Raw genomic sequence first — 21,274 nt, forward strand, 5'->3', positions numbered from 1 at the left:
CGAGACACCCAGGAGCACCGTTATGTCCCCCACCAGCCCGGCCCGCGACCTTCTCGACCGCGGCCACGCGACGATCCCCCTGCCTACCGCAGACGCCGAGGTCCTCGCGGAGCTGCGCACCCAGGCGGCGCGGTTCTTCACCCAGGACGAGGAGACCAAGCTCCGGCACGGCAGCGACGACTTCAACTTCGGCTACCGGCCCTACGGGCGGCAGTACTCCGTCACCCCTGACCGGCCCGACATGAACAGCAGCTTCACCTACTGGGCCGACGACCCGGCCAAGGTCCCCGGGCACGAGGCCGACTCCGTCGCACCGTTCCTCAAGGCCCTGGGCGCGTACTGGCAGGTCGCCGCCGAGGCTGCGGACCAGGTGCTGGCCGGCCTGGCCGACCACTACGGCTACCGTGACAACCTGCAGTTCCGCGCCTCGTCCTACCTGGAGATCAACTGGTACCTCCGCGACCCGAAGCGAGACCTGCTCCAGGACCGCCACGAGGACGGCCACCTGTTCACCCTCGCCACCTCGGACGGTCCCGGACTGGAGATCGAAACCGACGGGGACATGCAGGCGGCGGCCGTCGGTGACGGCCGCCTGCTCGTCATGCCCGGCAGCGTGCTCACCGCGATGACCGCCGGTCAGGTCCCGCCGCTCCACCACCAGGTCCGCAACCACCACCTGGAGCGGCGCATCACGGTGCTCTACCTGGTGAACCCGCCGCTTGGCCAGCCCGTCGCCCCGTACGTGGCGGAGGACGGGCAGGCCGTGGACGTCGCGGCACTGGCGCGAACCAGCGGGGCGATGTTCGGGCTCCCGCCGGCCCCAGTTCTCACGGCGCCGAAGGCGTAGGTATCGGGGCTGCAGGTCAGGCGAGTGCGGCGTCGAAGACCTCGCGGTTCGCGACGACGAACGCGAGCTCGCGTCGGCTCCACGCGATGCTCTGAGCGATGGCGTCGGGCCTGGGGGTGCCTGTTCCCGACGCCTCCACCTCGGCCCAGAACCGGGCGTTGCGCGCCTGCTGCTCGATGATGGCGTCGACCAGGACCGCCCGCTCGGGCCCTTCGAGGCCGTAGGCGTCCGCAAGGATCCGAACCTGGTCAGCCTGCCGCGCCACCTGGTCCCCCCGCTTCGATGCCACGCACCAGGTCCAGGAGGCGTAGCCGAGGTCCTCGAGCGGCGAGCCCGGGGACGCGGTGTCGAAGTCGATGAAGGCCACCGGCAGACCTTCCAGGCCGTCGACGAAGACCGCGTTGTTCGGTGCGGCGTCGCGGTGGCAGACGACCTGGGAGCGGTCGGCGAGTTCGCTCCCCCGCGTCGCGTCGTGCATGGACCGCAGCAGTCGCCCGGCCGCGGCCACCTGCTCGTCCGCCCACAACTGGAAGCGCGCCGGGACATCGCCGGGAAGATAGCTGAGGATATCCATCCCGTCGGCCTGGCCGAGGTACCGCGGCGCACCCTCGAATTCCTGGTGCTCGAATACCTTGAGAAGAGCCGCAACGAATTCCGATGATTCCTTTACGGGCCTGCGCACAGAATTGTCGACCCGGACGACACCGTCGGTCATCCGCCCGCCGGAAAGCGCGATCGAACCACCAGGCGCATCAGCCATTTCAGCCGCTCCCATACCTAGATCCCGAATCGGCCCATGGGTCTACCAGCAGCACAAATCAACGCTAGGACACCAGGGCTCGCCATGCGACCCAAGCGATGTTATACGAGTCGCCCCGCACAACGGCCACGGGGTGACCAACTCGCCGCGCCGCGAGTACAGTTCGGCATTTCCAAGATCGCATTCAGTGATCGCCGGTCGCGTAATTGATCAAAGTACACCGGGCGTGGCCTGCGGCGATGTCGGCGGTGGACATCAGCGGCATGGCACTCCCGCTGCCGGCCACGTTGCGAATGTCACCCCAACGGATGACGAGGCATCGACGCGCTGCCCCGCGCGGCGGCCGGACGTGCTCACGCAGCTGCGCCCGCGGTCCTCCGGATCGCGGGCGCAGCTGGGCGAGTCTGATCAGGCGAGCAGGTTGGAGCGCAGGGCGTCCAGGTCGGCCGCTGTGACCCCGTGGGGTGCCAGGTAGGCGGGGATAGAGCCGTGCGCGGTCAGGATCGTGTCCATCGCGGAGGCCAGAAGGGCTTCGCTGACCGGGTGGGAGTAACGGGTGACCCCTGCCTCGTCCAGAAAGGATGTCGGGCCGGCCGTCAGCGCGAGTTCGACATTGGACTGCACGAAGTCCCCGACGACCTGGTCCCGCGGGGCGCCCAGCAACGACTGGATCACCGCCACCGCGAGGCCCGTCCGGTCCTTGCCCACCGCGCACTGCACGACCGCTGGCAGCGAGGCTGGCTCGGCCAGCCGCCTTACCAGCGCCGCGATCGCCGGGGCCGCGTAGGTGGCCATGAACGGGTACAGGGCAGCGGGATCCACGGGCCACGGCTTGCCGTCGAAGCCGGAGAAGTCGGAGAAGCCCATTTCCTTCAGGGCATCCAGATCGGGCAGCGCCGGAATCGAAACCCATTCGATAGTGAGCCCGTGGATCTGCCCGGGCCAGACATTGCTCTCGACATTGCTGCGCAGGTCGATCACCGTGCGAACGCCCAGGTCTCGCAGGCGCTCGGACCCCACTTCGGTCAGCCGGTTCAAGGAACCGGATCGGTACAGGACCCCAGGGCGCAGGGGAGAAATTCCCGCATCCCGGAAGTTGCGCACGTTCGGTACGTCCGGCTGGTTTCTCTGTGCCGGCACGAGGCGACTTACTGACTTTGCTCCACCGTCAGGCTTCGTCATGAGAAAAGAATAGGGCCTTTGCCCCTCTTCCGTTCCCCCATTGCAGAAAAAGTTCCGCTCCCTTCGAGAGACTGAAAATCATCACTCAGGTGGCCTCAATATGCCCCCAGGCGCACCGAATTGCACCACGGCGGTCGCACCGGAGCCACCATCGTGGAGGGACGCACGAAAGGGCTGCGTAGCGTGACGTGGAGGCGTCATACCGGCCGGTACGGGGCGGATTCGTGACGGCTTGACGTCACGCTGCCGCCTGGGCCCGGCGACGCCAGGCGCGGGACCGGCACCGGCCGGAGCAGTAGACGGCATCGCGCCGCCGGCCCGCCCTGGCCATGGTCGCGCGCCCGCAGACCGGACAGGTCAGCGCCCGGATCAGCCGTCGGTGGCTGGCGTAATGGGCCTGCCCGAGCAGGGCCAGGAAGTCCAGGCGGCGCTGTTCCACCTTGCGGTTGCGGTACGCCTGGGCCCGGCAGGCGTCGTTGCAGTACCAGCGCCGGGACGAGGCTCCCCGGGGGAGCCGGCCTCCGCAGCTTGCGCAGTACCGAACACGTGCCACAACTCCAGGGTGGCGCGCTCCTCCACGCCATCCGCAACGTGGCCGGACCATCCTGGAGGCAAGGGCGCAAGGAGGTAAGGGTGCCGAAAACACGGAGGGCGGCGGCGGGCCGGGGCCGGACGCCCTTCGACCTGCCGGTGGAGCTCGCGCTGGCCCGCCCGGTCGCCGCTTTGCCTGCGGCACAGAGCCACCGGTGGTTCGAACCCAAGGCCGACGGTTGGCGGGTGTGCCTGCGCACCGGTGAACGCCCGGCCGTGTACAGCCGCCACGGTACCGACCTGACCGCGGCGTTCTCGGACATCGCGGCCGTGGCCGCCGGTTTGCCGGAGGCGGTCGTGGACGGCGAACTGCTGGCCGTCAAGACCGACGGTTCACTGGCCTTCGGCCTGCTGCAGACCCGCGCGGGCGGACGCGGCCCCCGCGCCGGGGAGACCTTCCACGTCCAGGTCGCCGCGTTCGACCTGCTGGCCACTGGCGCGGTCGACCTGCGCCCCCTGCCTCTCGAAGAACGACGCTCCGGCTTGCTCGACCTGCTCCCCGCGGGCGGGCGAATCTGGCCGCTGCCGACCACCGCCGACCCGGAGCAGGCCAAGGGCTGGTTCGGGTCACTGGGCGGCGGCATCGAGGGCTGTGTGGTGAAGGATTCCTCCCAGCCGTATCGGCCGGGACGCCGCTCCGACTGGCTGAAGTACCGGGTGAAGGACAGTACGAGCGCCGTCGTCCTCGGCATCACCCCGGGCGCGACCCCCGCCTCCCAGGGCGCCGTCCTCGGGCTGCCCAGCAGCAGGGGCCATCTGCGCCCGGTCGGGGTCAGCCTCCCCCTGCCACCCGCAGTGCGGGCGGAGCTGGCTTCCCGCCTGCAACCGGCCGCCGCCGAGCTGGCCGAGCTGCCCGGCACCGTTGGCGGTCTTCCCGGCAGCCCCCCAGTTCTCTACCGGCCGGTCGTGCCGACCATCGTCGTCGACATCGAGGTCGACGCCGGCCAGCTCGAATTCGGGCGCTGGCGCCACCGGCCCCGAGTCCTGCGCACCCGCCCCGACCTGGAGGTGGACGACCTCCTCCCGGGTTGACATACGCCGTCCTCGATCGAGTGACCCGGGCGCTGCAGAGCCCAGTCGTTGTCGGGCCCTGCGCCTACCTTCCTATGCATGACCTCCGTGACCACCACCTCACCGTCCAATACCACCGTCCTGCCCCACCCGGACTCCGCCGGCCACCCCGCTCTCAACGGCGCGCAGATCACCCACGTCACCAGCGCGCTGCGCACCGCCCTGATCGAACTGGGGGCGTACCTGGACCCGCCCGGTGCAGCGCTCGACCCCGACGGTGCGGCGTGCGAGGCGCTGCGCCTGGTGGTCGCAGCTGCCTACGACACCGCCGAGCCGGGCGAGGAGCTGGGCCTGCTCTTCGTCACCCCCTCCGTCGCCCAGCTGGGGCACCGCCCGGTGTGGCTGCGGCGGCGCCGCGACGGGTCGATGACCGCGGGGTTCCCGGCCGACCACCGCTGAACAGCCGTGGCGCCCAGCCGCTCGCCCCATGCGGTCTGAACCACCCTGCCGAATCTGGCGGAGCGAGTGCCGGGGCAGCCCCTGCCGCGGCCACCGCGCGGAGGATCCCGAAGCCGATCGGCTTCGCGGAAAGCGGTCGCCGACCGGTTCTCACGGGCGGCATCCTCGGGGAATGCCTCCTACCGACGACCCCACGGTCTACTTCGATGAGACCGGCAACTCGGGCCAGAACCTGCTCGATCCCGGGCAGCCGGTCTTCGCCCTGGCGGGAGTTCATCTCGACGACCGGGCAGCTGCCGACCTCGTCGCCGAGGTACGGTGCCAGCTGCCGTCGACGCAGGGCGAGCCGAAGTACGGGTCGCTGGCGAAGGCAGCCCGAGGCCGGAAGGCGCTGCTGCGGGCATTCGAGCAGCTGCCCGAGGGCGCCGTCCGCGCACAGCTGATGCACAAGCAGTTCATGGTGATGACCAAGATGGTTGACCTGCTGATGGAGCCGATGGCCCACGCTATGGGCTACAACCTCTACAACGGGCAGGAGACCCTGGCGCTGGCCGAGATGATGCACTTGGCGGGGAGGCGGCTCGGCGACCGGGCAGCCTACGACCGGATGCTGCAGGCGTTCGTGGACTGGGTGCGGCAACGGGCAAGCACGGACGACCTGTACGCCTCGATCACCTCGTTCAGGGCAACGGTCCCGCACAACGAGGCAGCTGGCCTGTTCGAGCTGATGGAGCACTGCCGACCTGTAGCGGACGAGGCGGTAGTGGACCTCGGATCGGGAGACCTGCGGGACACGCTAGATCCGGCTGTCCCGGCCCTGTACGAGCTGTGCCTGGACTTCGGGCGGTCGATAGGCCGGTTCCGGCTGGTCCACGACTCGTCGAAGGTGATCGCCCAGTGGGCGGTGACTCTGCGCACGGCACACCTTTTCCCTGACCCGGCCAACCCCGGGGGATTCGTGCAGCAGCTACCGGCGTCTCGGATCGAATTCGCCGACAGCAGGGCGCACCCGCAGCTGCAGCTGGCTGACTGGGCGGCGGGGGCGGTGCGGCAGTGGGCGGCTGATAAGGCGGCGGGCAGTGGCGATCCGTTCTGCAAGCGGCTGGCGCCACTGGTGTTCCCCTGGGTCTCGGGCGCGGTCTGGCCGTTCCCTTAAGGGAGCGGTACCGGAGCCGACGGCGCGGGGCCCCTCCCTGTCGGGAACGGACTGCCGCGCCGTGCCGCTGCAGCTAGAACAGCTCGTCCGCGGTGGCCAGGCAGTAGCGGCCGGCGTGCCAGAACAGCGGGACCTCGAGCGGGCCGTGCTCGGGGCAGTCGTCCCGTACGGGTGCCAGTCCCCCGCACGGCGCGCTGCCGCAGGTGCACTCCGGTCCGGGCGGCGTCAGGCCGGTGGCGTGGGAGTGGACGGTCTGCGGCTCGAGTTCGGGTAGGTCGGTGCAGTCGGTCTGTTGCTGCTGGCGGGGCGTCTCGGTGGTGCGATCGCGCAGGCCGTAGGTGCCGTAGCGGTCTCGCCCGGCCGGGCCGGGCGCGACGCGGGCGCGGACGCTACGGCCGTAGCCGTCCAGGCCGGGGTACTCGACCTGCGGCGGGTCGGCGAATACCGTGCCGACCCAGTCGGGGCCCGGGCCGCAGTCCGAGCCGACGGTGAACGGGCCCAGCCGCAAGGTGCCGTCCGCCGCCCGCATCTCGGAGAGTTCGAGCAGCATCTCCAGCACCCGGGGCACGGACAGGCCGCGACTGCCGGCGAACCGGGCGAGCCGGGCCGCCATGTAGCGGTCGACGGTCACCTCCAGCCGCATCGTGCCGGTGCGCATCGTGTCCTCGTCAGGCACCGGGCACCGCCACCGGGTTGAGGTCGAACCCCAGGCGGGCGTCCACCGAGGCCGTGGCCTCGTCCAGGCGGCCCTTGTGCGGCTGCTCGGAGATCCGGCCGGTGGAGGTTCGGCAGTGATCGCCCCGCTCGGCTCCGCACTTTGGCGACGGGCACGCCGTCTCCAGCACCTCCTGCCGGATCGCCCGCTCCCGCTCGGCCGCGCGCCGGGCCCGGGCGGCCTTCGACTCCACGAAGGTGACCCCGAGCATCGCCTCCGGGAACGTGATCCTCTTCGTCTCCTGGCCGAAGCGGTCCTGCCGCCACCCTGGAGCGTCCGGATCGTGGGCGGCCACCCGGTCAGCGAGCATCTCCAGCTGGCGGATCGTCGGCACGACGGCCGGCCCGCCGAAGGACTCCCGCCGCTCCTCGCCGCGGGCGGCTGCTCCCCAGCGCGCCCCGTCGGGCATGGTCGCGGCCAGCGGCACATCCCCGGCGACGATCGCCGTCAGGTGCCTCGCCATCTTCGCGAAGGCGGCTAGCTCCTTGGCGTGGCGGTTCAGCGGGTCGATCAGGTCGGCGAGCTCCACCGGCTGGTCGGGGGTCTCCGCGGCACGGGCCAGCTGGGCGAGCAGCACGCCGGCGCCGGACAGGTGGAGCGTGATCTCCTCCAGGGTGATGCGCTTGCCCGCGCGCAGGTGGGCGGTGTCGGCCGGGTCGGTGCTGGTCTGCACGGCCTGGGGTACGAGGTCAGCGGACACCGGCGCACAGCTCCTCGGTCAGCGCCTGCTGGCGGGCGGCGGGCCAGCCGGACGCGAACGCGGCGATGCAGAACAGCATCCTCAGAACACCGCCGAGCTCGGCGTCGACCTCGTCTCCGTCGAGGAAGTGCTCGGCGCCGGGGCGGCCGGTGCCGATGTACGTGGCCAGCAGCAGGTGCATGACGGTCAGCGCAGGGGTCTGGAGGTCAGCGGCAGGCTGCTGGCGGTAGTACCGCACGGAGGCCTCGCTCCCTGCCCCGTACGTCCCGCCGGAGAGCAGGTACTGGGCCAGCAGCAGCACGGCTTCGCGGATCGCGGCCGGGCCGCGCTCGTTCAGCGTGTCGAAGAGGTCGTGGGCATGCTCGGTGATCTGGTCTTCGACGGTGCCGGTCAGGGCGGACTGCAGCAGCAGCGGCAGCGGGATCCCGGCGGCCAGCTGGTCGGCGCTCAGGTAGACCAGGCCCTCGCCGGTGAAGGGATTCTCAGGGGGCGCGGTGGCCTCCGGCAGGTCGTCCTCGTCGGTGTCGTGCTCCGCCCGCTCGTCGGCGGGCGTCGCGGCGGACTCCTCGGGACCGGCTCCGAATCCGGCCCACATGTCGAGGGCGTCCTCCAGGATGTCGCGCAGTTCTTCCTCCGGCAGGCTCTCCAGGAGGGCGAGCATCGGCGCGGCCGGGGCCGGGCCATCGAAGCCGCTCTCCCGCATTCGCCGACCGACCTCCCACAGCTTCACGGAGGCGGGCGACAGCAGCCCGGTGGACGGCAGCAGGCTGAACGGCGTCCCCGCCAGGGTGGCCACCATGAGGCGGTCACTGGCGAGCACCGCCGGGATCGCCGACTTCTGGCACGGTCGGCAGCCGGCGCGGGCGGCACCGACCAGGGCGGCGGCGGGGGCGAGGTTGACCTGCCTGGTGACGCCGTAGGGGCGGGAGTCCATGACTCCGAAGTCGGGGGCGGGGTGCCGGTGGGCGGCGCCGTTCACGATGGCGGCGTGAGGGGCGCCGGTGGCCTTCCCCTTCCGGCGGGCGGCCTGCTTCTTGGAGCGCTTGTCCTTGGGCACGGGATGCCTTCCAGCGCGGTGCGCGGTCCCGCGACCCGGCCCGCGCGCAGCATCAGCGCAGAGCACAAAGGGTGGACCTGACGAATGATCACCTCGCGCGGTGCGGGAGCTCTTTCGACTCCTACCACCTTGACCGCTGTGCCGCCCCTCGCGGGCAGGTCGGCGGGACTCGGGCTCGGCGCGCTAGCCCATACCTCTCAATAGGTACCGGAACACAATAGCGGCATCGCGGGCCTAGGGGTAGCGGCTTCGTAGCCACCCGGACACATGGCGCTACGCCTCCGCTCCGGCGCGTACGAAGGGGAGCGTGCCGTGGGCCACCGGCAGCCAGTGGCCCACGGAGCAGCGGCGGCTGGTCAGGCCGGGGCGGGTGTCCACCTGGTGGCGTCGCGCTCTCTGCGCGGGCGGGCAGGACCTGCTCAGTTCTCGGTACTGGTGCCGAGCTGGTAGGTGTCGTCGTGGCCAGGGGTGCCCGGGACGATGTGCCCGACGTCGGCGAGGTGGCGCAGCAGGACCGCGGCGCCCTCGAAGTCGGTGGGGAGCTTGAGGAGGCCGAGGGCGGTGCTGGCGCGGGCGATGTTCCAGTTGCCGCCGCGTTCGGTGATCTCCTGGGCGAGGGCGGTGCGGCGCTGGCAGGGCAGGGCGAGGACAGTGTCGCGGAACAGGTCGAGCTGGTCGGTGTGGACGCGGTAGCCGAGGACCTTGCCGTAGCCCGGGCCGACGCCCTGGACAGGGGACTCGATCCCGCTGGGGAGCCACCTTTCCTGGATCGCGCGGGTGATGGTGCGGGTTAGGCCGGCGGCGTGGCCCTTGAGGCTGGCGGTGGCGTCTTCACCGCGAAGGTCGTCGGCGGCGACGGTGCCGCCGCGCGCGACGGCTTCCTCCAGGATCCGCTGGGCGCGGGGCGGCAGGGCGAGGTAGTAGCGGCTGGCCCGCTCGGACGTCCAGCCGGTGTCGACGACGACGTCGGCGGCGTGCTTGGCGAGCAGAGTGCGTAGGTCATCCAGGAAGCCATCGGTCGGTTCCTCGGCGATCAGGGTGATTTTCAAAGCGGCTCCCGGTGCAACGGACGTGGATAGAAGCACTTCTAACGAGGGGGAGCTTAGCCCCTTGACGTCTCGTTAGGAATTCCTCTATCCACGTTCACTCTTACGGGTGACCTCACCTGCTAGGGCCGGGCTGGGCGTCCTGGCCTTCTGTCAGGCAGCGGTAGCCAGAAGGGCGCTGGCTTCTGCAACCAGGGCGTCGCAAGCTGCCTTCGCCCTGGCGCGCAGGCGGTCGACCTCGGCGAGCGAGGCGGCGCCGCGCAGGGCGAAGGTGGCGGTGACGGCGGCTTCCGCTGCGGCGGCAAGGGCCGGACAGGTCATCCGCAGGGCGAGGCGCGGCGGGGTGACGGCGCTGCGGGTGTCGTGGACGGCCGGGGAGTGCTCGTGGTCGACCTGCTCGGGAGCGCTGGGGTTGAGAGCCAAGGCGCGGGTCCGGACGATCTGGGCGCGGCGGTGGTTGTCGAGGGCACTCACCAGGGCGGTCACCGTTGCGAGGATCTCGGCGCGGCGGGCCTCGGAGGTCTGGATCTTCTGTTGGGCGCGGGTGGCCCGCTGCTGCATGAGGTGGCCCAGTAACGTGCCCCCGAGCGCGGCTGCGGCGGCGATGACGGTGCTGCCGATCGTGACGACGGTGTTCGCGTCCATGCTGGTTCCCTTCGGTGCGGTTCGGGCTCGGCTGGTGTCCGGCCGGAGCTGGGTGGCCCCGGCCGGACAGAAGGTTGTTCTCGGCCGTCAGGGCGTTGGGGTGGAGCGGTCGCCGGCGCCGACTTCGGCGTCGAGGTCGTCGGCATAGTCCTCCAGGGACTGGCACAGTCGCGCGGTGGTGTCCAAGTCCAGCGGCGCTCCGCCGCCGCGCTGGTGCCTCCAGAGGTGGGCAATGCCCCTCACCATGGCGGTCACCTGCTCGGCCGGGATCAGCAGCTGGCCGTCGACGTGGTGGACGGCCAGGCGGACCGGCTCCCCGTCTTCGTCCAGAGGCTGCCTGTACTCGTCCTCGACGTACGGCCGCCCTTCCGGCCGGGCTGGCAGCCGGGCCGTCCGGGGCGTCATCGCTCGAGCGAGCGAGCCCTGCCGCTCGGCGACGCGGGCGGCGGCCCGCTCGGCCAGCTCGGGGCGCAGCGACGGCGACTCCGGCGGGACGGTGATGCCAGCGGCGGCTGCCTCGAGGCGCGCCCGTTCGGCTTCTACGAGCAGCCGCTCCTCGGCGGCGGCTGCTCCGTCCATCCACCCCTTGTTGTAGTCGTCGCTGCGGCCGTGGGGGCCATCAAATGCCGCCGCTTCCGCGGCGCTGGCGGCCCAGTCGAGGACGTCGAGCTCGTCCCGGGCGATGGCTCCGTCGGCGTAGTCCAGGGAGTGGCCGGCGCTCGTCAGCAGTTCCGCCAGCAGGATGCGGCCGTAGCCGTTCATCCGCGGTGCTCCGATCCGGACGTGGCAGCAGCCGGGGACGTGTCACCGTGCTGCTCGTGCAGGGCGTCCAGCAAGCTGATCTGCTGGGTCGTCAGCGCGCCTTCGGCCCGGGCCTTGTCCTGCTTTCGCAGCCACGAGCCGGGGCGGAAGGTGGGGTCGGTCTCCACGCCGGTGCGGTTCACCGGGCCGGTGAGCGTCCCGCCGCCCGCGAGGTAGGCGACCATGCGCCGGTAGGAGCGGTTCCAGTCCGGCTCCAGCCGCCACAGCGGGTCCAGCGCGTCGAGTGAGGCGTTCTGCTCGGGGTTGAGTTCGGCCTTGCGCTGGCGCTCCAGCCAGCGGCCGATGTTGTACCCGTCGAGCTGCTCCTTCGTCTTCGCGGCCAGGTGGTCGTGGGTCTTCTGGTAGGCCGTGGCGTAGGCCGCGCCGCGCGCCCAGGCGTGGGCGTGCTTGTCCCAGATCATCCCGATGGCGTTCAGCTCCGAGACTCGGGCCGCGTCCAGGGTGCCCTTCTCGTGCAGGTAGCGCTGGTTGCCGAGCCAGGTGATCAGCTCCTGGTGCTGGTCCGTGTCGGTGACGTCGAGGTGGTGGTGCTCGATGTAGAACTCTGCGGCGCGGGCCCACATCCGCTCCCATTCCTGGGTGCGCGGGCTGAACATCCTCAGCTTCAGCGAGCGCAGGATCTCGGCCGCGTGGGCGCTGGCCTTGATGCGCAGCCACTCGATCGGGGACTGCTCCGCCGGCTGCGCCACCGCGGCCTCGGTCTCGGTCTCCGTGGCCTCGGTCTCGGTCTCCGTGGCCTCGGTCTCGTCCTTCGGGCCTTGGTCGTCGGCGTCGGCCTGCGGGGCGCTGGCCGTGAGTCGAACGGGGCCGGTGTTGAAGGTGGTGCCGGGCTGGGAGCGGTGGGTGCGCAGGTCGGCGATGCGGCCGACGACCCGGGAGTCGACGGAGGCGAGCGCGCGCAGGACGTGCAGGACGGAGCGGAAGGCGGAGGACTGGATGGCGGTGTCGGCCTCCTCCTGGACCTGGGGGCCGGCCGGGGTGACGATCGCCGGGTCAGCGACGGGGAGGTCGTCGGCCTCGTCGTCACCGGCTTCGCGGTCGGGGGACGCGATGTAGACGGGGATGATGACGTAGGCGGTTTTGCCCTCGTTGGGGGCTTGGCGCACGGCCCGGCCCAGGGCCTGCACGATGTCCACCGGGCTCGTCTTCGGGTCGGCGAAGACGATCGCGTCGACCGTGGGCATGTCAATTCCCTCGGCCAGCAGGCGAGCGTTGCACAGGATGCCGCACTCCTCGCCCTCGTCCCCTTCCCGTACTCCGGTGTGGGCACGGAACTCGTCGAACGCGGCCTGGCGGATGCGGCGCGGGTCGGTGCCGGCCACCGCCTTGGCCCAGATCCGCTCAGGCCGGTCGTAGTCCGGCAGCAGGTCGGCGGTCTCCACGAGGGAGGCCGCGAACTTCCGCGCGTAGTCGATCCGGGCGTGGAAGGAGATGACCCGCCGAAGGCCCAGATCGGCGATCGCACGCAGCACCGCGACCTGCAGCGCGAGCCTCTGCAGGTCCTCGTTCGTGCGCTGGGAACGCAGGTCGGAGACGGCCGGGAGCGACAGCAGCAAGCGCAGGTCCTCGTCGGTGACCACCGGCACGATGATCTGGTAGTCCGCGATCCAGCCGCCGGTCACCCCCTCCTCGAACGTCCACCGGAACACGGTGCGCCCGAAGACCTCCTCGTCGTCCATCGAGTACAGGCTGCGGGAGCTGCCCAGCACCAGGTCGGACAGGTCGCCCTCGGCCGGCTCGTCGGCGATGCGCGGGGTGGCGGTGAAGTACAGCCGCCGCTCGGCCGGGACCTTGGCGTCCTCGTGGACGGCGGCCCAGGTCTTGTCGAGGGCACCCGCGGTGCGGTGGGCCTCGTCGATGATCACGAGGTCCCACCCGGGGAGGCGGAACTCGTCGTGCGCCTTGACGATCCTCTCCAGGGAGGCGTACGTCGCGTACACGGTGACGGGCTTGCCCGCGGGCACCCGGGCGACCAGGTCGGCCAGCTCGGCGGCGTCCGTGGTGACAAATCCCTCGACATGCCCGCCGGCCTCGGCGCTCTCCAGCGCCTCCTCCTTGGAGCAGGCGGCGATCGCGGTGCCCGTCCGGCCGCCGATCGTGCTCCAGGACCGGGCGGTCTGCTCCAGCAGCTCGATCGTCGGCATCAGCACCAGGACGCGCCCGTACCGCGCGAGGCGCTTGGCACAGTTGGCGGAGACCAACGTCTTGCCCGCGCCGCACGCCATCTCCAGGATCGCCCGGCCGCCGTGCCTGACCTCACGGTAGGCCGCCGAGACGGCCCTGCGCTGGTAGTCGCGCATCGGCGCGATCCGGACCTTCGGCGGCACCGGGCGGCGGCCCGGGATCACGGCTTCGGCCAGGGCCCTGGCCCCGGCCAGGTCGGCGGCGGCCTGCTCGGACAGCTTGTCGCCCTGCTGGCCGACGGTGGGGTTCACGACGGATGTCCTCGTCTCTGTGGAAGCGGTGCAGTGGGCTGAGGGAGCAGGGCGGCGGCGCCCAGGCGCGGGTGGGCCGGGTCAGGACCGGGGTACCCAGCCGCGGACCTCCAGGTACTCGACCTTGGCGTCCGGAACGGCCCGGCCGGTCTCAACCAGCCACTCCTGCATGGCCTCAGTGACGTCGCCGTGGTGCCGGTCGACCCGCTCGGTCCACTCCGCCGCGTCGAAGCCCTGGTTGACGGAGTCCCCGTAGGCCCTCTCCTCGGTGCCGTCGGAGCGGGGCAGGAACCCGCGGCGAAGGCCCGCGGAGTCCCCGTCGTCACCGGCGGACATGGTGAACTGGTCGGCTCGCATCCGTACGGTGAACGCCAGGCGCCCGCTGACTGCGCCGGTGGAGCGTACGACCTTCGCCAGGTGGGAGGCACCCGTCCCGATCGCCTGCTTTCCGGCGCGGCCGATCATGCTGCGCCCCTCCTGGCCGATGATGTCCTTGCCCCGGACCCGGGCCTTCTGTCCGCTCTTGGTCGTGCGGCGCTTGACGTTCTGGGCCGCGATGACGGAGAGCGCCTCGGTGTCCCGCTCGCCACCGCGCACCGCCTGGAGCAGCTCACGCAGAGCGCCGACCATGCTGGCGCCCTTCCCTTTGGACCAGAACTGGCTGATGTAGCTGGCATCGCGGTCGAGCATGGTGCCGACCTGGCGCTTGGTGTAGCCCTCGTCGAGGAGCTCTTGGGTCAGGCGGGCGGCCTCGTTGGGGTTGGCCGGGTCGGCGGGGCTCATCGCGTGCCTCCCTGATCGTCGGTGTGCTGAGCGGCCTGGCGGGACTGGGCGAGGTGGATGCGGCCCTGGTTGCGCAGGGCCAGCAGGCCGTCCTCGGTGACGGGGGCGTCGACCGGGCCGGGCAGGTGGCCCTTGAGCAGGTACTCGCCGGGGCGGCCGAAGTACGGCCAGTGGCCGATCGGCTCGGTGGTGTAGATCGCGTCGGTACGCAGGGCCACGACCGAGCGAGCAGGCAGGTGCAGCGCGCCGACCCGGCCGATGGTCTTCTTGTTGGCCTCGTCCTTGACGGCCATGTCGAGCAGCGCGGCGCGGGCGTCCGACCAGAGCCCGGCGCTCCACTCCGGGTGCGCCCAGGGGTCCTTGGAGTTGGGGGTGGCTCGCTCCCAGAGGAATCGATCCTCGGCCTGACCGATGATCATCGCGCCGTCGGGGACCGTCTGGTCGACGGGCGTGCTGCCGTGGTTGACGCGCGGACGCTGGGCGAAGGCCCCGATTCCGAGCAGCTGGATCGAGCGGATACCGCGAGACGCGAGGTAGGCGGCGCGGCGGGTGCGCTCGTCACCGTGCATCTGGGACAGGCCCAGCAGGTACGACCAGGCGGCCTTGAGCTTGTTCGACCACTCGTCCAGCGGGTCGCCTTCCTGCCAGACCAGGCCGTCCAGCACCTCGATCCGCCACGGGAGCTTCTGCGGGTTCTCCAGCGCGAGGAGGACTTCGCGGCCACCCGCCCAGGTGGTGAACGTGGCACCCGGAGTGGCCGGGTACTCCCAGGCACGCTCGCCGGGCACCGGCGCGGGCAGGACTCCGACGTGCTCCCAGCCGCCGGGGACGGTCGCGCGGATGTGCCAGTGCGAGGGGTCGTAGAGGGCGCTGCGCCGCTGCTTGGCGTCCATCGCCTCGAACGCCCGGCCGGTGACGCGGCGAGGGGTTCCGACGCCGCTTCGATGGGTGTGCCGCGCGTAGGCGAAGGTGCGGTCAGCCTCGAACAGGCCCGGCAACTGCTGCGGGACGCGCGGCGGAACGATCAGCTCGGTGCGGCCCTGGCCGGCGGTGGCGTGCAGCAGCCCTCGCAGCTCCTCGCTCATCACCGGGAAGCCGCCAGCCCACTGGCCGGTGGTCGGGATGGTGCGCTTCCACAGGTCCTTCCCCATGGCGCTCGGGAACGCCATCATCACCACGTCGTCCCACTGCTGCTTGAGCGCCTCGTACATGAGGATGAAGGCGTGCCGCACCACGGCGACGTCCGCACCGTCGGGCTGGAACCACGCACCGACCGAGTGGATCTCGATCGTCGGGTTGTTCCGCTCGGCCCCGGCCCGGATGTAGCGGCCGACCGGGTTGCGGGGGTGGACCAGGTGACTGGCCAGCTGATCGCGGTTCGGGCCGCCGCCGGTGCTCTCCGCCCACCGCTCGCTGGGCGCGTTGAGCCAGGCCGCCACGGCGTCCTTGAGCGTGGAGTAGCGCTCGGCCTCGATGTGCCAGGGGTCGCCGCCGGTGATGTAGATCCGCCGGACACCGGGCACCACGGAGGTGACCGCGTCGAGGATGTCACCGGGCCGACGGGCTCCGAGGTCGACCTGGACGACGTTCGCGGCCGGGGGCTCCATGGCCAGCGCGCCGGTCCGGGTGTCCAGCCACACCGTCGAGTACCACCGCTGCTCCCAGACCGGCCGCTTCTTGTGCAGGTCAGGGACGGGCACCAAGTACCGCTCTCCGGCCGGGCCCTGCGGGATAGAAGGCAGGATCCGGACCGGGCGGGCCTCGGGAGAGGACACCGGTGCGGGCACCTGGGCGTCAGGGGAGTTGGCCGGAGGCTCCGGCACGACGGGCACGGGCTGCGCCTCGGCGGGGGCGGCCTCGGTGACCGCGGCCGTCTCGGAGGGCGCGGTGGAGACAACGGCGCCGGTGCCGTTGGCGGTGCTCTGGACGGGACTCAGAGCCGGTGCGATCCGGACGACGTCCCCGAGCTTCATCCCGGCGGCCTTGGCGATCGTCTCGCCCTTGCCCTGGGCGTCGTCGAGCTGGGCGAGTTCCACCACGAGCTTGGCGCGCTGCCCGACGAGAGCTTCGAAGGCGGTCTTCCTGGCGGCGAGCGTCTTCTCCGCGGTCTCGACGGCACCCTGCGCCTTCGCCACCTGGGGGCGCAGGGCGCGCAGCTCGGTCAGCTTGTCGTTGTACGTCTCGTCCACGGGTTTCACTCCCCTTCGGTGGGCTGGTCGGTGGCGGTGCGGGTGCTGACGTAGGCGATCGGTCCGCTCGACTGGGACGGCAGGCGGGTACCGAGCAGCAGGTCGGCCAGGCGTCGGTCGTCGGTGCCGGCCGGGGCGGAGGCGACCCGGTTGGCGGGGTGGGTCAGGTCGGTGAGGTAGCCGGCGAGGCGGGCCCCGGTGAACTGGTAGCGGGCCCCCGTTCCCGCAGTCCCGTCGGCCGTCCAGTCCTCCAGGCCGGTCAGGACGGCGACGACGAAGCCGGCCACGGTGACCGGCAGTACAGCGGCAGCTGCCACCCGGGCGGGGTCGCAGCGCCACCAGCCGGAGAGGGCGGCCAGTAGCTGGCCCTCCGTCAGTTCGGTGCCGAAGCCGCTCCAACCGCCGTCCGGCCCACCGACGTGCTCGGCGCTGCCAGTGCGCAGGACCGCGACCTCCGGGTGGCGCAGCGCCGAGAGGTCCGGCCCGCTCCGGTGCTGCAGTTCGTGCAGCGCGGTCTGGGGGACGATCTGTCGGCCGTGCTCCAGGACTCCCGGGATGACGCCGGTGGCCAGCAACTTCCTGACGGTCGGGATCGAGCATCCCAGCGCAGTAGCCGTCTGGCCTGTCGTGACGTACACCGTCACCTCCTTGTGTTTTCACCTTGCTGAAATAACAACCTCACTCTACGGGGTTCCACCGTCACTGTCCACGTGTTTTCAGTAAAAGGAAAATACACATAAACGGGGCGGCCAGGCCCCAGGGAGTCCCGCCCCCGCCACCTGGACTGGGGGCTGCGAGAAGTTTCGTCGACGAAACCAGCCAGCTCGGAGCCCTGTCTCGCCGCCCTGGACCGGATCAGCGGCGACCGCCTCGGGCCCGCCCCCGTCCGTCCACGGCGGGGCAACGGGCGGCCGGGCCCGACCGGACTGGTCCGACGGCCTTCTCCTCCGCCTTCCCGTAGCCGCTTCGCCCGTTCGCGCGTTGGATCAGGCATGAGCAGCAGCACCATCTCCACCGGTCGCGGCATTCGGCGCCGAGCACCGCTGGGCCCCCAGGCGGAACGGGTGCTGGTCACCTTGGCCGGCCAGCGGCGGGGCCAGCCGCCCGCAGTCGACCAGCCCGCCGCCTTCCGCGAGGAGCGCGAGTCGACCTGCGAGGAATCCGCCGCACCGCCTGACGCCGACCTGCGCGACATCCTCGAACAGCACCTGCAGCACACCGCGGAACTGCGGGATCTCTTCAGCGACCTCGACGAGGATGTGCTGGTGGAGGCGGCCACGGAGGCTCGTGGGGATGGCGCGGACCCGGTTGCGGCGGTGGACCTCCTGGTGCGCACTCTCCGGCACACCCTGAGCGAGTGGGACGTGCGGATCGCGGAGCTCGGGCAGACGCTCACCACCGCGCTCCCTGACCGGCCGTTGCCGGACTGGGCGAAGGACGAGGGGCGCATGGAGGACGTGCGCCTGCGGCAGGCCGAGCACGCCCTGACCCAGGCGGTCATCCGGTACCACCACGGGGGAGCGCCCCGCTGGGACCTGCGGCCCCGCCCTTGGTGACCGGCGCCCGGGGCCTACCAGCTGGCAGCCGTGCCCGGCGTGTCGCCTGCCGCCGTCGGCCACGCAGCGGCGCGAGCGGGCAGGGTGTCGCCATGGCCCGACGACGATCAGTCCTCCACCGGCGGCGGCAGCCCCGCTCGGGCGCCACCCCGGCGCCGCTGCCGCTGCCACCGAACGGCGCCGTCAGCGGGCGCGCCCGGGAGACGATGCCGGCCAAAGGTCGGCCCGCCTGCTGCGCGGCGACGCTGAGCACGAGCGTGATGGACGGCGGCACGGTCCTGGTGCTCACGCGGCACACGGTCGACTGTCCGGTGTGGGCGGCACGTTGAAGCGGGACGCCCTCTCGCCACCTACCGGCCGGGCGGTAGCGCGGCGGTAGCTGCGTCCTTGGCCGCCGCCAGCGCCTCGGCGAGCGAGACGGCCACCGCGGAGGCCTTTTCGGTCAGCGGGTTGATCTCGCCGACCGCGAGCTCGGACGCCGCCGTCTCGGCGACCAGGTCCATGAGCGCCTCGCTGCGCGCCTCCACCTGCTCCACCGCCCTGCGCTCGGCCGCGATCTGGTCGACCTCCTGCGCCCGGCGGGCGTACGCCTCCAGCGCGAAGACCTGCTCCTCGAGGGCGGAGCGCACCATGTCCAGGGCGGCCTGCTCCCCCGTCAGCAGCTCCTGGAGCGTCGTCGCCTCGTCGCCGCCCGTTCGGGCGCTGGCGACCCGGGCCTGGCTGTAGCGGTGCAGAGACTGGGCGATGGACCAGATCCGCTCCGGCAGCTGCACGCGGTTGGCGGCGCCCAGGCCCTCCATGTCCTGCGTGTGCAGCCGGGAGCGCAGCACGGTGTCGGCGGCCTGCTGCGCCCGGGCAAGGAGCTGGACGGCGTCGGCGCTGAGCCAGCTCGGGTGGACGTAGAGTCCGCGGGCCTGCCCGAGGGCCTTGTCCATCCGGCGGTTCTGCGACGTCTGGAAGCCGACCGCGACGACGGCGCAGCACGCGCCCGCGGCGGCAACGGTCGCCCCGCCGGTCTGGAACAGGTCGAGGGCGGAGCGCACCAGGGTGTCGATCTGTTCCGTGCGGTGTCCGAGGTCGGTGTCTGGAGCCGCCAGGGGTTGCCCGAGAAAGTGTTCTGCCAGCCAGGCGGCGCCGCCGACGATCGCGCCGCACACCATGGCCTTGAAGGACTTGCGCACGATCCGGCCGCCCTCGGTGTTCGAGACGATGAGGGTCTCGGCGTTGTCGTCGGCGAGCAACTGCGGCACCGCGTCGGCCAGGTCGGCGACCATACGCACGACCGGCTCGGGCACGGCGGGATCGAAGACCGGCCGCGCCACGGCCTCCACGGACTGGGGCTTGTCGAGGTTGGCCGTCACGTCAGAGGCCCTTTCACGTCGAGGAGTTCCGGCGCGACGGGGTGGCGCCCGGCCGGGCAGGGCTGTAGCCCGGAGGCCGGTCGGTCGTGGGCTGCTGCTCGGCCCACGACCGACCTGTGCGCATGCTAGCGGTCACCACCGACGGAGCCAGCCCGATTTCCGGGAGCTCTACCCGGGGGTGCCGACCGTCCAGCCGACGAGTCCGGTGATGGGTCCACGCCAGGTGGGCAGGGGCACTTCGACGCCGCTGGCCCGGTAGGTCACGTCCCGCAGGTGGATGAAGGGGCTGTCCTCGTCCGGCCGGGGCCGTTCCTGTTCGCTCGCCCGGTCGTCCAGCGCCCCCATCGCGTTCCCGGCGACATTGCGCAGCGCACTTGACTGCTGCTTGAGTTGCTTGAGCATCAAGTGCTCCCACTGGTCGAGGGTGACGATCCTGCCGGTGACGATCGCGCCGGGGACGATCAGAGTCACCTGTACGGCCTCGTCGGTGTGCTGCACGCCCAGGCGGAGGAGCTCCAGATAGGGGTCGGGGTGCCGGGCCTCGCGGTTCTCCAGGGCACGCTCGGCAGCGGCTGCCGCGTCCTTCCACCCCATGCTCGGCTCCTCGCTGCCCGTAGTCTCCCGCTCGCATTGTGAACCATGCCGCAGGTGCCCGGTAGCCGCCCGCGGGAGGAGAGCGCCTGGTGCCAACCGGCCAGGGCAGTCCTGTTCTTACGGGCGCCGCCGGCCTCGGACGTAGTCGACCACCGACCCAGCGCCTCCGTAGCCGAGCAGCGCGACCAAGACCGCCATGATGAGCTGCCCGGCCATCTCGTCCTGCCGCCCGGTGGCCAGCAGCCAGAACGCGGGAGCGGAGAGTGCGAGGACGGCCTTGGCCATGTCGGCATACTCACGGGCCCGGTCGGGCGCGGCGTCGCGGCGCCGATGTTCTGCGGCCACCACCGCCACTGAGACCGCGAGCGGCCACCACCACCCGAGCAACACCGCATCGACGATCGAACGCATGGCGACGATCTTGCACCATGCCGCAGACATCCGTAGCCGCCTACGGGAACGCGATCGCGCCGGGGAGGGACGCTTCTCGGCCGCCGCGTGTCTAATGAATTGACATGTCTAGTGATTAGACACACCCTGGAGCCATGAGTACTCCGCGTGACCAGACGATGGCGGAACTGCGAGCGTGGGGGGCCAGACCGCCCGGCGAGGTCCGGGCGGACCTCGTCGCCCGCGCCTGGCGCGCAGGCAACCGCAACATCGCGGCGCTCGCCGAGGCGGCTCGCACCACCCGCCAGACGATCTACACCGATCTCGACTCCCACGGGATCGACGCCCGTGACCGGACACAGGAGACCACCGTGCTCAAGGCGATCGAGTACAAGGGCATCACCGGCACCGCCGACACCGACATGGACCAGATCCGACGCCTTCACCACGACATCGCCGCGCGAGGCGGCAGCAAGGAGGAGCAGCACGAAGCCACCCAGCTCGTCATGGACCTGTACTTCCCGCTGCGCTGGCACAACACCCTCGTGGAGCTGCTGCCGGCCGAGATCGAGACCCGCGCCGAACGAGACCGCGCCCTCCACCAGGTCGAGGTCACCTGGAGCGCCCTGTCCACCACCCCCAACTTCCAGGCCGCCCACCACTCGTGGATCGTCGCCCAAGACAAGGCCCACAAGGCCATCTCGACCTGGGAGTCGGCAGCGCAGGCGTGCTACGCCGTGCCCGCCCCGACTCAGGGACAGTTCGCCGTCTACGCCGAGGCCGTGCCTGCGGAGCAGCGCCTCACCCCGCTGCCGGACCCGGCCGTGGAGGCCGCCCGGCTGCGCACAGAGTTGGACATCGAGCACGAGCGCCGTCGAGCGCTCGCCGCCCAAACGCTGCTCAGCCCGTCCGGCCAGTAACGGCCGGACAGCACGATGGGCGGTGGCTCCGGGGCCGCTCGAATCGGCCCCGGAG

Annotated in this window: 22 protein-coding genes; 6 read left to right on the forward strand and 16 right to left on the reverse strand. The window is 71.5% G+C overall.

What is annotated here, in order from left to right:
* Positions 1-22: 22 nt before the first annotated feature.
* A complete protein-coding gene (locus ACWD4U_RS29605) occupies positions 23-847 on the forward strand; it encodes a hypothetical protein (RefSeq protein WP_363458844.1) in 825 nt (274 codons plus the stop codon).
* A 16-nt stretch (positions 848-863) separates the two neighbouring features.
* Here the strand turns inward: ACWD4U_RS29605 and ACWD4U_RS29610 are convergent, their stop codons facing one another.
* The 3 genes from ACWD4U_RS29610 to ACWD4U_RS29620 form a co-directional block, all read right to left on the reverse strand.
* Positions 864-1,607, reverse strand: coding sequence for an aminoglycoside phosphotransferase family protein (locus tag ACWD4U_RS29610; protein ID WP_363458846.1), 744 nt, complete (start codon positions 1,605-1,607; stop codon positions 864-866).
* A gap of 408 nt (positions 1,608-2,015) precedes the next feature.
* On the reverse strand, positions 2,016-2,789 hold the full coding sequence (locus ACWD4U_RS29615) for a tyrosine-protein phosphatase (RefSeq protein ID WP_363458848.1): 774 nt from the start codon (positions 2,787-2,789) through the stop codon (positions 2,016-2,018).
* Between the two features lie 238 nt (positions 2,790-3,027).
* A complete protein-coding gene (locus ACWD4U_RS29620; protein WP_363458849.1) occupies positions 3,028-3,342 on the reverse strand; it encodes a hypothetical protein in 315 nt (104 codons plus the stop codon).
* Positions 3,343-3,422: 80 nt separating this feature from the next.
* Here ACWD4U_RS29620 and ACWD4U_RS29625 point away from each other — a divergent pair, with 80 nt between their 5' ends.
* The 3 genes from ACWD4U_RS29625 to ACWD4U_RS29635 all read left to right on the forward strand — a co-directional run bounded on the left by ACWD4U_RS29625 (position 3,423) and on the right by ACWD4U_RS29635 (position 6,006).
* The gene (locus tag ACWD4U_RS29625) at positions 3,423-4,412 is read left to right on the forward strand and encodes an ATP-dependent DNA ligase (RefSeq protein ID WP_363458850.1); all 990 of its coding nucleotides are present in this window, start codon (positions 3,423-3,425) and stop codon (positions 4,410-4,412) included.
* Between the two features lie 78 nt (positions 4,413-4,490).
* A complete protein-coding gene (locus ACWD4U_RS29630) occupies positions 4,491-4,850 on the forward strand; it encodes a hypothetical protein (protein ID WP_363458852.1) in 360 nt (119 codons plus the stop codon).
* Positions 4,851-5,022: 172 nt separating this feature from the next.
* Positions 5,023-6,006 (forward strand): DUF3800 domain-containing protein, encoded by a 984-nt coding sequence (locus tag ACWD4U_RS29635; protein WP_363458853.1) that lies wholly within the window; start codon positions 5,023-5,025, stop codon positions 6,004-6,006.
* Between the two features lie 73 nt (positions 6,007-6,079).
* Here the strand turns inward: ACWD4U_RS29635 and ACWD4U_RS29640 are convergent, their stop codons facing one another.
* The 10 genes from ACWD4U_RS29640 to ACWD4U_RS29685 all read right to left on the reverse strand — a co-directional run bounded on the left by ACWD4U_RS29640 (position 6,080) and on the right by ACWD4U_RS29685 (position 17,036).
* On the reverse strand, positions 6,080-6,682 hold the full coding sequence (locus ACWD4U_RS29640) for a hypothetical protein (protein WP_363458854.1): 603 nt from the start codon (positions 6,680-6,682) through the stop codon (positions 6,080-6,082).
* Positions 6,675-7,421 (reverse strand): zinc finger domain-containing protein, encoded by a 747-nt coding sequence (locus ACWD4U_RS29645; RefSeq protein ID WP_363458855.1) that lies wholly within the window; start codon positions 7,419-7,421, stop codon positions 6,675-6,677. Before ACWD4U_RS29645 ends, ACWD4U_RS29640 begins: the two co-directional genes overlap by 8 nt.
* Positions 7,411-8,478 carry a hypothetical protein gene (locus ACWD4U_RS29650; protein WP_363458856.1) on the reverse strand — a complete coding sequence of 356 codons (1,068 nt, stop codon included), beginning with the start codon at positions 8,476-8,478 and terminating at the stop codon, positions 7,411-7,413. Before ACWD4U_RS29650 ends, ACWD4U_RS29645 begins: the two co-directional genes overlap by 11 nt.
* A 419-nt stretch (positions 8,479-8,897) precedes the next feature.
* Positions 8,898-9,527, reverse strand: coding sequence for a hypothetical protein (locus ACWD4U_RS29655; RefSeq protein WP_363458857.1), 630 nt, complete (start codon positions 9,525-9,527; stop codon positions 8,898-8,900).
* Positions 9,528-9,677: 150 nt separating this feature from the next.
* Positions 9,678-10,169 carry a protein kilB gene (locus tag ACWD4U_RS29660; protein WP_363458858.1) on the reverse strand — a complete coding sequence of 164 codons (492 nt, stop codon included), beginning with the start codon at positions 10,167-10,169 and terminating at the stop codon, positions 9,678-9,680.
* Positions 10,170-10,256: 87 nt separating this feature from the next.
* Positions 10,257-10,931, reverse strand: a complete 675-nt coding sequence (locus tag ACWD4U_RS29665; protein ID WP_363458860.1) for a hypothetical protein — start codon at positions 10,929-10,931, stop codon at positions 10,257-10,259.
* The gene (locus ACWD4U_RS29670; RefSeq protein ID WP_363458861.1) at positions 10,928-13,426 is read right to left on the reverse strand and encodes a DEAD/DEAH box helicase; all 2,499 of its coding nucleotides are present in this window, start codon (positions 13,424-13,426) and stop codon (positions 10,928-10,930) included. Before ACWD4U_RS29670 ends, ACWD4U_RS29665 begins: the two co-directional genes overlap by 4 nt.
* Positions 13,427-13,507: 81 nt before the next feature.
* Positions 13,508-14,209, reverse strand: a complete 702-nt coding sequence (locus tag ACWD4U_RS29675) for a helix-turn-helix domain containing protein (protein WP_363458863.1) — start codon at positions 14,207-14,209, stop codon at positions 13,508-13,510.
* Positions 14,206-16,398 carry a hypothetical protein gene (locus tag ACWD4U_RS29680; protein ID WP_363458865.1) on the reverse strand — a complete coding sequence of 731 codons (2,193 nt, stop codon included), beginning with the start codon at positions 16,396-16,398 and terminating at the stop codon, positions 14,206-14,208. The genes ACWD4U_RS29675 and ACWD4U_RS29680 overlap by 4 nt, the downstream gene beginning before the upstream one ends.
* A gap of 5 nt (positions 16,399-16,403) precedes the next feature.
* Positions 16,404-17,036, reverse strand: coding sequence for a helix-turn-helix domain-containing protein (locus tag ACWD4U_RS29685; protein ID WP_363458867.1), 633 nt, complete (start codon positions 17,034-17,036; stop codon positions 16,404-16,406).
* A 354-nt stretch (positions 17,037-17,390) separates the two neighbouring features.
* Between ACWD4U_RS29685 and ACWD4U_RS29690 the strand changes: the two genes are divergently transcribed.
* On the forward strand, positions 17,391-17,954 hold the full coding sequence (locus ACWD4U_RS29690; protein ID WP_363458868.1) for a hypothetical protein: 564 nt from the start codon (positions 17,391-17,393) through the stop codon (positions 17,952-17,954).
* A 350-nt stretch (positions 17,955-18,304) separates the two neighbouring features.
* On the opposite strand, the gene ACWD4U_RS29695 is transcribed toward ACWD4U_RS29690, so the two are convergent.
* The 3 genes from ACWD4U_RS29695 to ACWD4U_RS29705 form a co-directional block, all read right to left on the reverse strand.
* Positions 18,305-19,315 carry a hypothetical protein gene (locus ACWD4U_RS29695; protein WP_363458870.1) on the reverse strand — a complete coding sequence of 337 codons (1,011 nt, stop codon included), beginning with the start codon at positions 19,313-19,315 and terminating at the stop codon, positions 18,305-18,307.
* Between the two features lie 168 nt (positions 19,316-19,483).
* Positions 19,484-19,909, reverse strand: a complete 426-nt coding sequence (locus tag ACWD4U_RS29700) for a hypothetical protein (protein WP_363458872.1) — start codon at positions 19,907-19,909, stop codon at positions 19,484-19,486.
* Positions 19,910-20,026: 117 nt separating this feature from the next.
* The gene (locus ACWD4U_RS29705) at positions 20,027-20,320 is read right to left on the reverse strand and encodes a hypothetical protein (protein ID WP_363458874.1); all 294 of its coding nucleotides are present in this window, start codon (positions 20,318-20,320) and stop codon (positions 20,027-20,029) included.
* Positions 20,321-20,454: 134 nt separating this feature from the next.
* Here ACWD4U_RS29705 and ACWD4U_RS29710 point away from each other — a divergent pair, with 134 nt between their 5' ends.
* Entirely contained in the window at positions 20,455-21,219 is a 765-nt protein-coding gene (locus tag ACWD4U_RS29710) for a hypothetical protein (RefSeq protein ID WP_363458876.1), read from the forward strand.
* The last annotated feature ends 55 nt before the right edge of the window (positions 21,220-21,274 follow it).

The organism is Kitasatospora sp. NPDC002522, from assembly GCF_053595195.1.

What these genes read in the sequence shown, in the direction of transcription:
- ACWD4U_RS29710 (WP_363458876.1), top strand. Translation starts at nt 20,455, where the DNA reads ATGAGTACTCCGCGTGACCAGACGATGGCGGAACTGCGAGCGTGGGGG.
- ACWD4U_RS29615 (WP_363458848.1), bottom strand. Translation starts at nt 2,789, where the DNA reads ATGACGAAGCCTGACGGTGGAGCAAAGTCAGTAAGTCGCCTCGTGCCG.
- ACWD4U_RS29635 (WP_363458853.1), top strand. Translation starts at nt 5,023, where the DNA reads ATGCCTCCTACCGACGACCCCACGGTCTACTTCGATGAGACCGGCAAC.
- ACWD4U_RS29665 (WP_363458860.1), bottom strand. Translation starts at nt 10,931, where the DNA reads ATGAACGGCTACGGCCGCATCCTGCTGGCGGAACTGCTGACGAGCGCC.
- ACWD4U_RS29690 (WP_363458868.1), top strand. Translation starts at nt 17,391, where the DNA reads ATGAGCAGCAGCACCATCTCCACCGGTCGCGGCATTCGGCGCCGAGCA.
- ACWD4U_RS29660 (WP_363458858.1), bottom strand. Translation starts at nt 10,169, where the DNA reads ATGGACGCGAACACCGTCGTCACGATCGGCAGCACCGTCATCGCCGCC.
- ACWD4U_RS29610 (WP_363458846.1), bottom strand. Translation starts at nt 1,607, where the DNA reads ATGGCTGATGCGCCTGGTGGTTCGATCGCGCTTTCCGGCGGGCGGATG.
- ACWD4U_RS29630 (WP_363458852.1), top strand. Translation starts at nt 4,491, where the DNA reads ATGACCTCCGTGACCACCACCTCACCGTCCAATACCACCGTCCTGCCC.
- ACWD4U_RS29605 (WP_363458844.1), top strand. Translation starts at nt 23, where the DNA reads ATGTCCCCCACCAGCCCGGCCCGCGACCTTCTCGACCGCGGCCACGCG.
- ACWD4U_RS29705 (WP_363458874.1), bottom strand. Translation starts at nt 20,320, where the DNA reads ATGCGTTCGATCGTCGATGCGGTGTTGCTCGGGTGGTGGTGGCCGCTC.
- ACWD4U_RS29675 (WP_363458863.1), bottom strand. Translation starts at nt 14,209, where the DNA reads ATGAGCCCCGCCGACCCGGCCAACCCCAACGAGGCCGCCCGCCTGACC.
- ACWD4U_RS29700 (WP_363458872.1), bottom strand. Translation starts at nt 19,909, where the DNA reads ATGGGGTGGAAGGACGCGGCAGCCGCTGCCGAGCGTGCCCTGGAGAAC.